Genomic DNA, 16,213 nt, shown 5'->3' with positions numbered 1-16,213 from the left:
CGTGGCAATCAGGAATATTGCGGGCTGCACGAGCTCCTCCGGGTCTGCTGTCGGTGAAGCAATCAATTCTGTCTAGTGCTTTCACCATCGGCACACAAGCCAGCTGAAGCCCGGAGGGCGAATGGTAAATAGCAGGTTCGTCACCCACGAAACCGCAGCGCCGGTAAAAGTCAGCGGCGTTCAACGTGGCGTCCAGATTGACCTCCTTCAGCCCCAAATCCCGCGCCAGGCATTCAAGGTAGTCCAAGACTCTCAAGCCAATGCCTCGCTGCATAAAGCTCGGTAGGACAAAGATTGCGCCGATTTCGCTCCTCTCCAGATCAAGCATTCCTGTCGCCACCGGCTCACCCTGAATACAGCCCAGATAAAAGTGTTTATCCATCAGGTCGCTATACCCGTCCTTGGCTGCTCCTGCCGTCCAGGCCAGCATTTGCTCCGTGGTATAGGCGCCGATGCATTGGTGTCGTATCGCTTGAAGGCGAATGTCGAACGCCGTTTGGGCATTGCTGTGCGTGGCGCGTCTAATCTCGAACATTTCATTCTCCGTTAGCCATCGGTAGACGGAGAACTAAAAAGCCCCGTCCATTTCTGGCGGGGCCTTGGGTGATTACGTCAAATTCTGTGAACGCATGACCTCATGGCCCGCCGGAAGCGGTCATGTAGGAGCACATCATGTTCATGCGGCGTGTGTAGGTCATGGGCCGATAGTGTTTTGGATGATCCGGGTTGTCAATTGTGGAGCGCAATGATTAGGAACAGTACCCGGATTTACGACTGCTTCGCAGCCGAACGCAGCCTTCGGCAGCTGCTACAGATTTGATGTTCGCTATCGGTATCAGAAGTTAGCCGGGGTGTTGGCGCTAATGATCTCCGCCTCATCCGCCCCGATATTGCGAAACCGGTGCGGTAACGTCGTCGGAAAGTAATACCCATCCCCGGCATTCAGCACGCTAATCTGCCCATCAACGGTGAGCTCAACCGTGCCACGGGTTACGAGCCCACACTCCTCCCCTTCAGCATGCACGATGGGTTCTTCGCCAGAACTCGCCCCAGGCGCGTACTGCTCGCGCAAAAGCCGCATCTGCCGACTCGGTACCGAAGCGCCAATCAGCAACAACCGCAGACCATGACGGCCGAGATCCGGCTGTTCATTGGCGCGGAACACGTATTGGTGTTCGCGAGGCGGTTGGTCGAAGGTGAAGAAGTCCGCCAAGGACATGGGGATGCCTTCGAGCAGTTTTTTAAGGGAGCTGACGGAGGGACTGACGCGATTCTGTTCGATCAGGGAAATGGTGGCATTGGTGACGCCGCTACGCCGGGCCAGCTCGCGCTGGGACAGTTTGTAGCTTTCGCGTACTAATTTGAGTCGTGAGCCCGTGTCCATGACAGCCTTATGCGAAGAATACTTAAGGGGTAATGGGGGTGGGTGGCGGGCGACTGGTGGCCGCGGATTACGCCGTTTCCCGTCCCGGAACCGTGGAAGGCGGGTATTAAATCACGTTTGCTGGTGTTGCTCAGCAGGTTCGATAAACGGCTATGAAAAAAGCCCGGCGGGCCCTTGATGCCGGTCGGTCAGGTGCGGAAATTGTGGGAGCGAGCCTGCTCGCGATGGCGGTGTGTCGGGCGATATTGATGGTGGCTGATATGGCCTCATCGCGAGCAGGCTCGCTCCCACAGTTTGGTCCCGGTTGACCACCCATTTGGTGTGCGGCCTGGATCTCTGTGGGAGCGGGCTTGCTCGCGAAGAGGCCATCACATTCAACATTGATGGCGACTGAGCTACCGCTTTCGCGAGCAAGCCCGCTCCCACAGTTGATTGGTGTTGTTCGCAAAATTTGTGTATGTCACCAATTCCCTTGTGGGAGCGGTACCCTGCCATGACTGGCATTGGCCGGCGGCACATTTTGGGATGGCCGCCGGTAAGGTTCTACTTAGATGCCGAATCGGTCGCGCAGGGCGTAATACGCGGCGCCCATGGCGGTGAGTGGGGCCTGGAAGGTGCGGCCGCCGATCATGGGCATGTGCGGGAGTGAAGCGAAAGCATCGAAGCGTTCGGCGTCGCCGCGGATCATTTCCGAGATCAGTTTGCCGGCCAGGTGCGAGCAGGTGACGCCGTGGCCGCTGTAGCCTTGCATGTAGTAGGCGTTTTTTTCGATGCGGCCGAATTGCGGCATGCGGGACATGGTCAGCAGGAAGTTGCCGGTCCAGCGGTAGTCGATTTTCACGTCTTTGAGTTGCGGGAAAGTTTTGAGGATTTTTGGTTTGATCAGTTGTTCGATGTCGTCGGGCTCACGGGCGCCGTAGACCACGCCGCCGCCGTACAGCAGGCGGTTGTCGGCGGTGAGGCGGTAGTAGTCGAGCAGGTAGTTGCAGTCTTCGACGCAGTAGTTGTTGGTGATCAGGCTGCGAGCGACTCGTTCGGACAGCGGCTCGGTGACCACGATTTGCGAACCGCAGGGCATGCTTTTGCGCGTGACGCGGTTGTCGAGGTCTTGAGGCAGGTAGGCGTTGCCGGCGATCAGCAGGTACTTGGCCCGCACCACGCCTTTGGCGGTGCGCACGGTGATCGGTTCGCCGTAGGTGATTTCCACGGCGGCGGACTGTTCGTAGATTTTGCCGCCCAGGCTGATGATCGCGGCGGCTTCGCCGAGGGCCAGGTTCAGCGGGTGGATGTGGCCGCCCTGCATGTCGAGCAGGCCGCCGACGTAGTTGTCGCAACCCACTTCGCGCTTGATGTCAGCCGCGTCGAGCATTCTCAGGTTTTTGTTGCCGTAGCGCTCCCAGCTGCTCTTTTGCTCGGCCAGGCCGTTGAGTTGCTTTTTGTTCAGCGCTGCGAAGATGCCGCCGGGACGGTAGTCGCATTTGATGTCGTACTCTTTGATGCGCGAACGGATGATGTCGGCGCCTTCGAAGATCATGCTGCCGAGCACTTCGGCGGTTTTGTCGCCGTAGCGCTCTTCGATTACATCGACGTCGCGGCTGTAGGAGTTGACCAGTTGGCCGCCGTTGCGACCACTAGCGCCGAAGCCGACTTTGGCGGCTTCCAGTACGGTGACGCTGTAACCCGCTTCGCTGAGAAACAGCGCCGAGGACAAGCCGGTGTAGCCGGCGCCGATCACGCAGACGTCGCATTCCACCAGCTCTTCAAGAATTGGGAAGTCAGCTGTGTGATTGCGGGTTGCGGCGTAGTAGCTGTTTACATGTGCTTGTTTCATAGGTTTCTCCGATGGCCGCAAACTCTCGCCTGCGACCGCCGCTGTAAAAGTGTTAGAGCTTGATCCAGGTCGCTTTGAGTTCGGTGTATTTGTCGAACGCGTGCAGCGATTTGTCCCGACCGTTACCCGACTGCTTGAACCCGCCGAACGGCGCGGTCATGTCGCCGCCATCGTACTGGTTGACCCAGACGCTACCGGCGCGCAAACCGCGAGCGAAGGTGTGGGCCTTGCTGAGGTTGCTGGTCCAGACACCGGCGGCCAGACCGAAGATGCTGTCGTTGGCGATCTGCAGTGCTTCTTCAGCGGTGTCGAAGGTGATCAACGACAGCACCGGGCCGAAAATCTCTTCCCGGGCGATGGTCATGGCGTTGGTCACGCCGTCGAAAATTGCCGGTTCCACGTACAGGCCACCGGTGCCTTCGAGGGTACGGTTGCCGCCAGCGATCAGTTGTGCGCCCTGGTCTTTGCCGACCTGGATGTAGCGCAGCACGTTGTCCAATTGGCGCCTATCGACGACCGCGCCGACGGTGGTTTCAGGATCGAGGGCATGCCCCGGTTTCCACGCTTGCAGTGCTTCCACCAGCAGCGGAATGAACTGCTCGCGAATCGAGCGCTCCACCAACAAGCGCGAACCGGCGGTGCAGACTTCGCCTTGGTTGAAGGCAATCGCACCAGCCGCTGCTTGTGCTGCTGCGCGCAAATCCGGCGCATCGGCGAACACCACGTTCGGGCTCTTGCCGCCCGCCTCCAGCCAGACCCGTTTCATGTTGCTTTGCCCGGCGTAGATCAGCAGTTGCTTGGCAATTGCGGTCGAGCCGGTGAAGGCCAGCACGTCGACGTCCATGTGCAACGCCAGTGCCTTGCCGACGGTGTGACCGAAGCCCGGCAGGACGTTGAACACGCCTTTGGGGATGCCGGCGTCGAGGGCCAATTGCGCGATGCGGATGGCCGTCAGTGGTGACTTTTCCGAAGGCTTGAGGATGAACGAATTGCCTGCCGCCAGGGCCGGGGCGAATTTCCAGCTGGCCATGATCAGCGGGAAATTCCACGGCACGATGGCGGCGACCACGCCTGTCGGCTCGCGGGTGATGAGGCCGAGTTGGTCGTGGGGTGTGGCGGCGACTTCATCGTAGATTTTGTCGATGGCTTCGGCGCTCCAGCGAATCGCGTTGGCGGTCGCTGGGATGTCGATGCTCATGGAATCGCTGATCGGTTTGCCCATGTCGAGGGTTTCGAGCAGCGCCAGTTCTTCCTGGTTTTGCAGAATCAGATCGGCGAAACGAATCAGGACGCGCTTGCGCTCGGCGGGGGGCAGTTTGGCCCAGATGCCGGATTCGAATGTGCGGCGTGCAACCTGCACGGCGGCATTGGCGTCGGCTTCGTCGGTGCTGGCGATGTTCGCCAGGAAGCGGCCGTCGACCGGGCTGATGCATTCGAACGTATCGCCGCTGAGTGCCGGGCGGTATTGGCCGTCGATGAATGCGCGGCCTTCTAGTGTGAGGGACTGGAAGCGTTGTTCCCAGTCGCTGCGAGTGTTTGTCATTGTTGTGACTCTACGCAGAGGAATAGTTGATCGTTGGATTGATGCCAACCAGTTAAGTATCAGAACACCGCAATCCCCTGTGGGAGCGGGCTTGCTCGCGAAGAGGGCCATCACATTCAACATTGATGGCGACTGACCCACCGCTTTCGCGAGCAAGCCCGCTCCCACAGGGGTTGGCGGTGTACACATGATTTGTGTACGCCCACCTTTCATCCTTGATTGACGGTTTTTAGCCAATCAAACCGTGTGCAAGTACCAGTTGTACTCAAGATCGGAGATGGAGTTTTCGAACTCGGCCAGTTCGCTTTCCTTGCACGCCACGAACACGTCGATGTACAGCGGGTCGATGTAGCGCGCCATGACTTCGCTGTCGTCCAGCTCGCGCAGTGCATCGCGCAGGTTGTTCGGCAGGCTTTGCTCGTTCTGCTCGTAGCTGTTGCCTTCGACCGGGGCGCCCGGTTCGATTTCGTTGGTCAGGCCGTGGTGAATACCGGCCAGCAGCGACGCCATCAGCAAGTACGGGTTGGCATCGGCGCCGGCGACTCGGTGTTCGATGCGCACGGCATCCGCCGAACCGGTGGGCACACGCACCGCCACGGTACGGTTGTCGATGCCCCAGCTTGGCGAGTTCGGTACATAGAACTGCGCGCCGAAACGGCGGTACGAGTTGACGTTCGGGCAGAGGAACGCCATCTGCGCCGGCAGGGTCTCGAGCACACCGCCGATCGCGTGACGCAGTGCGGCGTTCTGCTCGGGATCCTCGCTGGCAAAGATGTTGTTGCCTTCTTTGTCGAGAATCGAAATGTGCACGTGCAAACCATTGCCCGCCTGGCCCGGATACGGCTTGGCCATGAAGGTGGTGTCCATCTCGTGGTCGTAGGCGATGTTCTTCACCAGACGCTTGAGCAACACCGCGTAGTCGCAGGCCTTTATAGGGTCGGAGACGTGGTGCAGGTTCACTTCGAATTGCGCCGGGGCGCTTTCCTTGACGATGGCGTCAGCGGGAATGCCCTGCTCTTTCGCGCCTTCGAGGATGTCTTGCAGGCAGTCGACGTATTCGTCCAGATCGTCGATCAGGTACACCTGAGTCGAGTGTGGACGTTTGCCGGACACCGGCGAACGTGGCGACTGCGGACGACCGTTCACGTTGTCCTGATCGATCAGATAGAACTCCAGTTCGAAGGCTGCGCAAATGGTCAGGCCCATGTCATCGAACTTGCTCACCACCTGACGCAACACTTCGCGCGGATCAGCAAAGAACGGCTGGCCTTCGAGTTCGTGCATGGTCATTAACAGCTGCGCGGTCGGGCGCTTCTGCCAGGGTTCGATGCTGAGGGTATTGGGGATGGGGAAGCAGATGCGATCCGAGTCGCCGATGTCCAGACCCAGGCCGGTGCTTTCCACCGTAGAACCGTTGATGTCCAGGGCAAACAGTGACGCCGGGAGGTTAATGCCTTTTTCGTAAACCTTATGAAGACTGGTGCGTTCGATGCGCTTGCCGCGCACCACACCGTTCATATCCGCAATCAGAAGGTCGACGTACAAAACCTCAGGATATTTCTTAAGGAATGCGTTTGCTTCGTTGAGTTGAACGGCACGCAGAGGGACCGACATGATGCACCTATTAGCTGTTAATTATTATGTTCACTACCCTTTCACGAACCCAGTCAATCCGAAAGGCAAAGTGAAGTCAATAGCGAACACTTGGCCTTTCAACCTTTATTTTCTGGCCTTTTTTGGGGCCGCTAGTGCCAGATCAGTCTTGCACGCCACGTAATTCCTGAAGATAAGATGCCCGGCGTTTAGAATTTTTTACATGAGAGTTGTTAATTAAAATCAACAAGGCTAAGCTCCGGAAAAGCTCGTTCAAGTGTGAAACTTCGAGGTGATAAAAATGGCATTCAAGCCATTGATCGGCGTTACTGCGTGCATCAAACAGATTGGCCTGCACCCCTACCACGTCAGCGGCGACAAGTATTTGCGTGCTGTCAGCGTTGCGGCTTTGGGGTTACCCGTGGTCATTCCTTCCTTAGGCGATCTGACCGAAATCGATGACCTGCTCGCGCAGCTCGACGGTCTGTTGCTGACCGGCTCGCCATCGAATGTGGAACCCTTCCACTATCAAGGCCCCGCCAGTGCCCCCGGTACGGATCACGATCCGCAACGGGACGCTACTACCCTGCCCTTATTGCGCGCAGCCATTGCCGCCGGTGTTCCGGTGCTCGGCATCTGCCGGGGCTTTCAGGAAATGAACGTGGCGTTCGGCGGCAGCCTGCATCAGAAGGTGCATGAACTGCCCGGCTACCTCGATCACCGCGAAGCGGATCACCCGGACCTGGCTGTGCAATACGCGCCTGCTCATGCGGTCAACGTGCAGCGGGGTGGCGTGTTCGAAGCGCTGGATTTGCCGCAGGTGTTCCAGGTGAATTCGATTCACAGCCAGGGCATCGACCGGCTCGCTCCTGGCCTGCGCGCTGAAGCTGTCGCGCCGGATGGTTTGATCGAGGCGATCTCCGTCGAGCACAGCAAGGCCTTCGCCGTCGGCGTGCAATGGCACCCGGAATGGCAGGTGCTTTCGAATCCCCCCTATTTGAGTATTTTCCAGGCGTTTGGCGACGCGTGCCGGCAACGGGCGGCGCTACGTAATACGCACTGACTTCAAAAAGCATTCAACGATTTAACTGCCCCCGTGAGTCTGGCGGGCGTGCCTTTGCGCGCCGGTCGCTCACGTAATAGATGAACCGCAATAACAACAAGTACGACCAGGCAGCCAGGATGGCGGTGCCGAATAAGCCCGATCGGTATGGGCCAGTGATTCAAATGCAAATCCCCTTGTGGGAGCGGGCTTGCTCGCGAAGAGGGAGTGTCAGTCGACATCAATGTTGCCTGATACACAGCCTTCGCGAGCAAGCCCGCTCCCACAAGGGGGCCGCGTTCTGGCTGACTGGCACCGTACGGCTTGGGCTTGCAATCAACTACTAAGTCAGGCCGCGTTGGCCCGACGACTGAAACCTGTTGGGAGTTTCATATGGCAAACGCCTCCAGCATCTACAGGAAGGCTCTTGAAGGTCACCAGGCACCGAAAAAGGTGTTGGTGAAAGTCGACCGCGTCACCAAGAAATTCGACGAAACCACCGCCGTGGATGATGTGTCCCTGGAGATCCATCAAGGGGAAATCTTCGCCCTGCTCGGCGGTTCCGGCTCGGGTAAATCGACGCTGCTGCGCATGCTCGCCGGCTTCGAACGCCCGACCGAAGGGCGGATTCTGCTCGACGGTGTCGACATCACCGACATGCCGCCGTACGAACGGCCGATCAACATGATGTTCCAGTCTTACGCACTGTTCCCGCACATGACGGTGGCGCAGAACATCGCCTTCGGCCTCAAGCAGGACCGTTTGCCCGCCAGCGAAATCGACGCCCGTGTCGAAGAAATGCTGCGGCTGGTGCACATGACTCAATACGCCAAACGCAAACCCCATCAGTTGTCTGGCGGCCAGCGTCAGCGTGTGGCATTGGCGCGTTCCCTGGCCAAGCGGCCGAAGCTGTTGCTGCTCGACGAACCGATGGGCGCGCTGGATAAAAAGCTGCGCTCGCAGATGCAACTGGAGTTGGTGGAAATCATCGAGCGGGTCGGCGTGACCTGCGTGATGGTGACCCACGATCAGGAAGAAGCCATGACCATGGCCGAACGCATCGCCATCATGCATCTGGGCTGGATCGCCCAGATCGGCAGCCCGGTCGACATCTATGAAGCCCCGGTCAACCGCATGGTCTGTGAGTTCATTGGCAACGTGAACGCCTTCGACGGCACCGTGGTCGAGGATCTGGAAGGTCACGCGATCATCCACAGCCCGGACCTGCAACAGAAGATCTACGTCGGCCACGGCGTGAGTACCTCGGTGCAGGACAAGTCGATCACCTACGCCATCCGCCCGGAAAAAATGCTGGTCAGCACCCTCAAGCCCGAGACCCGCTACAACTGGTCCGAAGGCAAGGTGCATGACATCGCCTACCTCGGCGGCCACTCGGTGTTTTACGTGGAGTTGCCCGGCGGCAAGATCGTCCAGTCGTTCATGGCCAACGCCGAACGCCGTGGCGCGCGCCCGACCTGGGACGATCAGGTCTACGTGTGGTGGGAAGACGACAGCGGCGTGGTACTGCGCTCATGAGAACCTTCAATCAGCAGTTCCTGCGCCTGGTGCCCAGCGGCCGCAAACTGGTCATAGGCATTCCGTTCCTGTGGTTGTGCCTGTTTTTCCTGTTGCCGTTCTTCCTGGTGATGAAGATCAGCTTCTCGGAAGCAGCCCTGGCCATTCCTCCCTACTCCGAGATTTACACCTTTGCCGAACAGAAATTTCAGCTGCTGCTGAACATCGGCAACTACTCGCTGCTGACCGAAGATGAGTTGTACATCTCGGCCTACTTTGGCTCATTGAAGGTCGCGTTTTTAAGCACGCTGATGTGCCTGGTGATCGGCTTCCCGATGGCCTACGCAATCACCAAGGCCAACAAGGAAACGCAGAACGTTCTGCTGCTGTTGATCATGATGCCGACCTGGACTGCGATCCTGATCCGCGTCTATGCGTGGATGGGCATTCTCAGCAACAACGGTTTGCTCAATGCGTTCCTGATGTGGACCGGGCTGACGTCGCAGCCGATCGAGATCCTCAATACCAACACGGCGGTCTACATTGGGGTTGTTTACGCTTACTTGCCGTTCATGGTGCTGCCGCTGTACGCCAACCTGGTGAAGCACGATCACAGCCTGCTGGAAGCGGCGTCGGACCTGGGCTCGAGCAACTTCAACAACTTCTGGAAAATCACTGTGCCGCTGGCCAAGAACGGGATCATCGCAGGTTGCATGCTGGTGTTCATTCCGGTGGTCGGTGAGTTCGTGATTCCGGAACTGTTGGGCGGTCCGGAAACCCTGATGATCGGCCGCGTGTTGTGGCAAGAGTTCTTCAACAACCGCGACTGGCCGGTGGCGTCCGCCCTGGCGGTGGTGATGCTGGCGATCCTGATTGTGCCGATTCTGCTGTTCAACCGCAGCCAGGCCAAAGAGATGGAGGGACGGGGATGAAACGCTTCGGATTTTCAAAGTTCATGCTTATTTTCGGCCTGTCGTTTATCTACCTGCCGATGCTGATTCTGGTGATCTACTCGTTCAACGCCTCGAAACTGGTGACGGTGTGGGGCGGCTGGTCGGTGAAGTGGTACGTCGGCCTGCTCGACAACTCGCAACTGATGGGCTCGGTGGTGCGCTCCCTGGAAATCGCCTGCTACACGGCGATTGCCGCCGTGGCGTTGGGCACCCTCGCCGCTTTCGTGCTCACCCGTGTGACGCGTTTCAAGGGTCGCACGCTGTTCGGTGGTCTGGTGACGGCGCCGTTGGTGATGCCGGAAGTGATTACCGGTCTGTCGCTGTTGCTGCTGTTCGTGGCCATGGCGCAGTTGATCGGCTGGCCGCAGGAACGTGGCCTTGTCACGATCTGGATCGCGCACACCACGTTCTGTGCAGCGTATGTGGCGGTGGTTGTATCGGCGCGTTTACGTGAGCTGGACCTGTCGATTGAAGAAGCAGCCATGGACTTGGGTGCGCGTCCGTTCAAGGTGTTCTTTCTGATCACCATCCCGATGATCGCGCCGTCGCTGGCAGCGGGCGGCATGATGTCGTTTGCCTTGTCGCTGGATGATTTGGTGCTGGCGAGTTTCGTCTCCGGCCCGGGCTCGACGACGTTGCCGATGGAAGTGTTCTCGGCGGTGCGTCTGGGCGTGAAGCCTGAGATCAATGCCGTGGCCAGTCTGATTCTGCTGGCGGTGTCGATCGTCACGTTCATGGTCTGGTATTTCAGCCGCAAGGCCGAAGCCACGCGCAAACGGGCGATCCAGGAAGCGATGGACCAGACCGCCAGCGAGTCGTGGCAGCAACCGAAAAACCAGCGAGTTGAGGCGACGGCTTAGTGCTGCGGTGCAGTTTACTGAACACCATCCTGTGGTGAGGGGGTTTACCCCCGTTGGGTCGCGAAGCGGCCCCCAAACCTGCAACCGAGGTGTATCAAGCACACCGAATTCGCTGGTTTTACGACTGCTTCGCAGCCGAACGGGGGCAAGCCCCCTCGCCACAAAAAGCTCCCTCGCCACAGGTTTTGTGTTTACTGCACTTTTGCTTTGCGTATTTGAATAAAAAAGAAAATGGAGTTGTACCGATGAAAATGTTTGGCAGGACTCTGCTGACACTGTCCTTATTGGGCGCAATGGCTACCGGTGCCCAGGCCAATGACAAGGTATTGCGCGTCTACAACTGGTCGGATTACATCGCCCCGGACACCGTCAAGAAGTTCGAAGACGAGACCGGCATTCGCGTGACCTACGATGTGTTCGACAGTAACGAAACCCTTGAGGCACGCTTGCTGGCCGGTAAATCCGGCTACGACATTGTGGTGCCGTCCAACAGTTTCCTGGCCAAGCAGATCAAGGCCGGCGTGTATCAGCCGCTGGATAAATCGAAGCTGCCGAACTGGAAAAACCTCAACCCGGTGCTGCTGAAAAACGCCTCCGCCAGCGACCCTGACAATGGCCACGCTTTCCCGTACATGTGGGGTTCGATCGGCATCGGCTACAACCCGGCCAAGGTCAAGGAAGTGCTGGGCACTGATGCGCCGGTGAACTCCTGGGACTTGCTGTTCAAACCGGAAAACGCTGCGAAGCTCAAAGCCTGCGGCATCAGCTTTCTTGATTCACCGACAGAAATGCTCCCGGCCGCCCTGCACTATCTGGGCTACCCGGTGAATTCTCAGGACAAGGCGCAGATCGCCGAAGCCGAAGCGCTGTTCATGAAAATTCGGCCGTCGGTGGCTTACTTCCATTCGTCGAAGTACATCTCCGACCTGGCCAATGGCAACATCTGCGTCGCCGTCGGTTACTCCGGCGACGTGCTGCAAGCCAAGGCCCGTGCCAAAGAAGCCGGCGACAAGGTGAAGATCGAATACAGCATTCCGAAAGAAGGCGCCGGCAGCTTTTACGACATGGTCGCCATCCCGCGGGACGCGGCCAACGTCGACAACGCCTACCTGTTCATGAACTTCCTGATGCGCCCGGACATCATCGCCGAAGTCACCAACAGCGTCGGTTACAGCAACGCCAATGCGGCGGCCACGCCGTTGGTGGATGAAGCGATTCGAAGCGACCCGGGTTCCTACCCGCCGCAAGCGGTGATGGCGACGCTGTATGCCATTCCAGATATGCCGATCGGTATTCAGCGGGTGATGACCCGGGGCTGGACGCGGGTGAAGCTCGGTAAGTGATTCAAAATCGGACACCACGGACCAAAATGTGGGAGCGGGCTTGCTCGCGAAGGGGCCATCACATTCAACATCATTGGTGACTGACCCACCGCTTTCGCGAGCAAGCCCGCTCCCACAGGAGTCCGTGCTGGAACGATCAGTGGCAAGGTTTTAATCATTTTCCGTTCACGCAGCGCCTTACCACCGCTGCGCTCCTCTGAAGAAGAACGGCTTCACCTGGCTTCCTCGGTTAAGGTGAATTTCGGGCGCCCTCGGGCGCCTTTTTTTGTGTAGAAATCAGTGGCCATTCGGCCAGCGCCCGGTACCGGCCTTTATGGGATTCGAACAAGGTGAAGCGGTCAGCACGCAGGAAAAATTCTGGTGGCGTAGCGGATTCGGGGACTGGTGACCGGTAGTCGCGCATCAGGGTTAAATGCGGGCGAAATTCCCGACGGGTGTCTTCAAAGCCAAATGGCAACATGGCCTGCTCCAGCGCATACACCAACCGCAGCAACTGCGGTTCTGCCTGCTCGGACGCCAGCAACAAAACCCCGGAGCGACGCCAGACTTCCAGTCGATCAAGCACAACCGTCAAGGGCATGCCGGGCATCTGGACATTGGCGGCGGCCTCGCAGACGCCCGCTATCTGCGCCATCCCCACCGTGCCGAGAAACAGCAGCGTCAAATGAAAGTTTTCCGCCGGCACCGGGCGCCCGACATTGAGCTCCAGCGCGTTGCGCCATTGGGCGATGGCCCGGCGTTGTTCGGGGGCGCAGTTCAGGGCGAAGAACAGCCGTTTGAACGGCTCACGGGATTCATCGCTCATGTTTGCCACCTCAAGGCTTCGGGGACCCTTTGATTTTACAAAGGGATACCACACCAGCAAGTGCATTTCTGGCACGTGCCGGCATGCGCGTTATAGTTGAAGCAACCGAATCAATGGGAGGGCGCCATGCGTCAGATCATCAGCAAAGAGCCATGGTGGGCCGTGCCACCAAAACCCGGCCAGGATGAGTCCGAGCTGGAATGGGGCTGGCTGGTTCACTACAACGAAGGCGAGCCGCGTTTCGAGTTCATCAAGGAGCGCCCCTCGGACAGCGAGATTCGTAACCGCAAGAGTTGCAGGACCGCCCCGACGCCAGAGTGATCCTGCGGTTCCCGTCAGGCTTTCACGATCATATCGAAACCGCCAAAAATCATGCGCTGACCGTCAAACGGCATTGGATTGACGTCGGGTTGCATCCGCGGATCGCTCATGAGTTTCGCCATCCCGGCGTCACGGGTGGCCTTGTCCGGCCAGACAATCCAGGAAAACACCACGGTTTCGTCTTCCTTGAGTTTTACTGCCATGGGAAACGAGGTCAATTTGCCATCGGGCACGTCGTCTCCCCAGCATTCGGCGAGGCTGAGTGCGCCGCTTTCCTTGAAGATTGCGGCAGCGGATTGCGCGTGTTGCTTGAATTTTTCACGGTTGGCGGTGGGTACTGCCGCGACGAAGCCATCAACGTAAGCCATGATCGTTCTCCTCGGGTTATGGGTTGATCTGCTGGGTAGTCGAATCAGCGTGGCTAAAATCGACAGTGCCTGTATCCAGACCGACCGACGGCTCGACGGTCTCCTCCAGGCTGCCCTCAATTTGTCTGGCCATGTACAGCGTTCCAGCCATGACGCCGGTTGCGGGGTTATCCACCAGCTTCACCCATGCCTTGTCGAACGAATTGCCCAGACTGCTGCGAATCAGTGCCTCGCTGTCAGGCCGATCGTTGGCCTGAATAATCGCGCGCACCCCCGCCACCCCCACGGAAATCAACGCCCCGGCCGCCTTCCCCGCCACTGCCGCCACGGCACTGGCCGCGCCTCGGGGGGCCATTTCGGCTTGTATTCGTCGGCTGGCACGCTTGGCCACTGGCGCCATGCCGGCATCCGTCGAAGCAATGCCCTTCTCGCCGCCCGCGGTGTGGATCTTCTCGATCAGCGCCTGGTAGGCCGGCAATTTGCTCAGTTCGGCATGCACCACCTGATATAGCGAAGCGTCACGGGCGCTTGGCGGGCCCAGCGAAATAGCCGGGATTTTCTGAACGCGACCGTTGAGCTGCGCCATTGGCACGCCATGACGTTTGGAAATAACTTCGAGTTGCTGCCCCATCAGTTGCACATAAAACTCTGTCGCCTGGCCGAGGACCGCGTCGGGATCGATCTCCACCGCCACCGGTTCCAGTACTCGCCGGTGATATTGCTCCAGCAGATAGGCCGCTAGGCGTTTGGTCGTCGCATCCTGCTCGTCTCCGGCATTGATGGTGTACCAGCTGACTTTCATCGACAGCCATTCCTGGGTCCAGTAGCTGCTGAACCACGGAATGAAGACTTCTTCGGTTTGCTGATAAACCCGGGTGCGCCAATGCTCCATGGACCCGCGGGCGTAGACCCTGGCCTGTTCGGTGGCCTGCTGTGAAGCGGCGACAATCTCTCGGTCTACTTGCTGCCAGGTGCTCTGGGATACCACTACTGGCACCACGATTACCGGGGCACGCGTGGGCGTGGCGCATCCCGCCAATATCACCAACACAGCGACGATCAGCGAACGCAGGTTCAAGATCGCGGCGTCCTACAGACTTCGTCGAACGGAGTGTTCGACGCTAAAGAGCGTGCTGATTTGAGTATAGGTCGGGGGCGGGGTCCGTCCGTCAGGTGAATGGATGGTGCCCTCAAAGACGCCTTCGCGAGCAAGCCCGCTCCCACATCTATGGTTACCCCCTTTTCTGCAATACTGTTTTTGATGCGTGTTTGGCTTGCTTTCATCTATCCGGCGTCTGAGTGGGGTTGTGGCCCCGCGCCTCGATGAGAATCGATGCCCGACGATCCTAATTATTCGAACGGCCTTTCAGCCGTGTGGGAGCTCAGGGTTGTCGTCAGGCCGGTTAGCCGTTCACGTCATCAGTTATCCAGCATCGCAAAACCAGGTGGGTGGTGCTCGGGTGACAGCAGGGTCAGGCGTTCATCGCGGCTGGCCCTGCATCGAATTCAGTGTGGTGGGCCGCAATCGCCCAGGCGATCCTCGCCAGCTTGTTGGCCAGCGCGCAGACCACATGGTTGGAGTGATGGTGGACCAATAGCTGCCGGACCCAGTCCGCCAGCCAGCCTTTCTGGCGGTCCAGCTGCATCAAGTAAACACGGGCACACTGGACAAGCAGGCGCCTCTGGTTGCGATCGCCGCGCTTGCTGATGCCCAGCAGTACGGTCTTGCCGCCCGTGGAATGTTGTTTGGGCACCAGCCCGATCGAGGCCGAATAGCCCCGGCCGCATTTGAACTGTTTGCCATCGCCCAACTCGGCAGCCAGGACGCTGGAGGTGATCGGGCCGACACACGGCATGGTCATCAAACGGGCCGCCAGATCATCTTCAGCGGCCTGGCATTCCACGTCCTTGTCCATTGCCTTGACCTGCTCATCCAGATAGTTGAAGTGTGCATGCAGCAGCGTCAGAATTTTTTTGGTGCGCTCAGAAAATGAACCCGCCTCCAGCAGCGCCGGCAGCTCTTTGATGGATTTGAAGCCTGGGGCCAGGCTGACGCCCACCTCCAGAAGAACGGCGTGAATCCGATTGACGGTCGCGGTGCGGTCCTTGATGAACGAATCGCGTGTCGAATTGAGCATGGCCAGCTCTTGCTGAGCCTGGGTTTTGGGGTGCACAAAGCGCATCGTTGGACGCGTCGCCGCCTCGCAGATCGCCTCGGCATCAGCGAAGTCGTTCTTGTTGCTTTTCACGTAAGGACGCACAAGGTGAGGAGCAATGAGCTTGGGCGTATGCCCCAGCTTGGCGACCTCCTGCGCCATGAAGTGGGCTCCGCCACAGGCCTCCATCACGACGGTGCAGGGTTCAAGGTTCGCCAAGTGTTGAATGAGCGCCACGCGAGTAAACTTTTTGCGGTAAAGCTCATGGCCTCGATCATCTTGCGCATGCAGGTGAAAGGCGTGTTTTCCCAAATCGATGGCGGCAATAGCTACTTTCATGGCAACGGTCTCCGGTGAGCCCCCTGCGAAAGCTTAGTGGGCGATCGCAGGGGGCGGCGGGGGTAGCCATTTCATTATTGGATCTCATGCGTACACAAATCTTGTGTCCGACAGTGATTCAATGTGGGAGCGGGCTTGCTCGCGAATAGGCCCTCAAGAC

Annotated in this window: 14 protein-coding genes and 1 pseudogene; 6 read left to right on the top strand and 9 right to left on the bottom strand. The window is 58.7% G+C overall.

The genetic code is table 11. The features are described from left to right. Positions 1-73: 73 nt before the first annotated feature. The 5 genes and pseudogenes from AB7M29_RS15740 to AB7M29_RS15720 all read right to left on the bottom strand — a co-directional run. A pseudogene (locus AB7M29_RS15740) lies at positions 74-535 on the bottom strand (GNAT family N-acetyltransferase); the annotation flags it as partial. A 300-nt stretch (positions 536-835) separates the two neighbouring features. Then, the gene (locus AB7M29_RS15735; RefSeq protein WP_008011722.1) at positions 836-1,384 is read right to left on the bottom strand and encodes a cupin domain-containing protein; all 549 of its coding nucleotides are present in this window, start codon (positions 1,382-1,384) and stop codon (positions 836-838) included. Positions 1,385-1,931: 547 nt separating this feature from the next. Beyond that, positions 1,932-3,215 carry an NAD(P)/FAD-dependent oxidoreductase gene (locus AB7M29_RS15730; RefSeq protein ID WP_454247237.1) on the bottom strand — a complete coding sequence of 428 codons (1,284 nt, stop codon included), beginning with the start codon at positions 3,213-3,215 and terminating at the stop codon, positions 1,932-1,934. Between the two features lie 52 nt (positions 3,216-3,267). Continuing rightward, entirely contained in the window at positions 3,268-4,758 is a 1,491-nt protein-coding gene (locus AB7M29_RS15725) for an aldehyde dehydrogenase (protein ID WP_217854532.1), read from the bottom strand. Between the two features lie 237 nt (positions 4,759-4,995). Beyond that, positions 4,996-6,372, bottom strand: a complete 1,377-nt coding sequence (locus AB7M29_RS15720; protein WP_454247236.1) for a glutamine synthetase family protein — start codon at positions 6,370-6,372, stop codon at positions 4,996-4,998. Positions 6,373-6,652: 280 nt separating this feature from the next. On the opposite strand from AB7M29_RS15720, the gene AB7M29_RS15715 reads away from it, so the two are divergent. From AB7M29_RS15715 to AB7M29_RS15695, 5 genes are all read left to right on the top strand, one after another. Next, complete coding sequence (locus tag AB7M29_RS15715; protein ID WP_454247235.1) at positions 6,653-7,414, top strand: gamma-glutamyl-gamma-aminobutyrate hydrolase family protein; 762 nt, start codon at positions 6,653-6,655, stop codon at positions 7,412-7,414. Between the two features lie 372 nt (positions 7,415-7,786). Beyond that, positions 7,787-8,929, top strand: a complete 1,143-nt coding sequence (potA, locus tag AB7M29_RS15710) for a polyamine ABC transporter ATP-binding protein (RefSeq protein ID WP_454247234.1) — start codon at positions 7,787-7,789, stop codon at positions 8,927-8,929. A gap of 29 nt (positions 8,930-8,958) precedes the next feature. Further along, entirely contained in the window at positions 8,959-9,840 is an 882-nt protein-coding gene (locus AB7M29_RS15705; protein ID WP_217854940.1) for an ABC transporter permease subunit, read from the top strand. After that, on the top strand, positions 9,837-10,721 hold the full coding sequence (locus tag AB7M29_RS15700; RefSeq protein WP_030128946.1) for an ABC transporter permease subunit: 885 nt from the start codon (positions 9,837-9,839) through the stop codon (positions 10,719-10,721). Before AB7M29_RS15705 ends, AB7M29_RS15700 begins: the two co-directional genes overlap by 4 nt. 245 nt (positions 10,722-10,966) lie before the next feature. Further along, positions 10,967-12,064 (top strand): polyamine ABC transporter substrate-binding protein, encoded by a 1,098-nt coding sequence (locus AB7M29_RS15695; RefSeq protein ID WP_052963027.1) that lies wholly within the window; start codon positions 10,967-10,969, stop codon positions 12,062-12,064. 229 nt (positions 12,065-12,293) lie between these two features. On the opposite strand, the gene thpR is transcribed toward AB7M29_RS15695, so the two are convergent. Continuing rightward, a complete protein-coding gene (gene thpR, locus AB7M29_RS15690; protein ID WP_454247233.1) occupies positions 12,294-12,869 on the bottom strand; it encodes an RNA 2',3'-cyclic phosphodiesterase in 576 nt (191 codons plus the stop codon). A gap of 126 nt (positions 12,870-12,995) precedes the next feature. Here thpR and AB7M29_RS15685 point away from each other — a divergent pair, with 126 nt between their 5' ends. Continuing rightward, positions 12,996-13,190, top strand: a complete 195-nt coding sequence (locus AB7M29_RS15685) for a hypothetical protein (RefSeq protein WP_030128949.1) — start codon at positions 12,996-12,998, stop codon at positions 13,188-13,190. A gap of 14 nt (positions 13,191-13,204) precedes the next feature. On the opposite strand, the gene AB7M29_RS15680 is transcribed toward AB7M29_RS15685, so the two are convergent. The 3 genes from AB7M29_RS15680 to AB7M29_RS15670 form a co-directional block, all read right to left on the bottom strand. Beyond that, positions 13,205-13,558, bottom strand: coding sequence for a DUF1428 domain-containing protein (locus AB7M29_RS15680; RefSeq protein ID WP_217854527.1), 354 nt, complete (start codon positions 13,556-13,558; stop codon positions 13,205-13,207). A gap of 16 nt (positions 13,559-13,574) precedes the next feature. Further along, positions 13,575-14,636: a hypothetical protein gene (locus tag AB7M29_RS15675; RefSeq protein ID WP_217854526.1), complete on the bottom strand. Its 1,062-nt coding sequence runs from the start codon at positions 14,634-14,636 to the stop codon at positions 13,575-13,577. Between the two features lie 394 nt (positions 14,637-15,030). After that, the gene (locus AB7M29_RS15670; RefSeq protein WP_454246555.1) at positions 15,031-16,053 is read right to left on the bottom strand and encodes an IS110 family transposase; all 1,023 of its coding nucleotides are present in this window, start codon (positions 16,051-16,053) and stop codon (positions 15,031-15,033) included. Positions 16,054-16,213: the final 160 nt, after the last annotated feature.

This window comes from Pseudomonas sp. F-14 TE3623, assembly GCF_053629015.1.
This window is presented reverse-complemented; position numbering and strand designations above follow the sequence as displayed.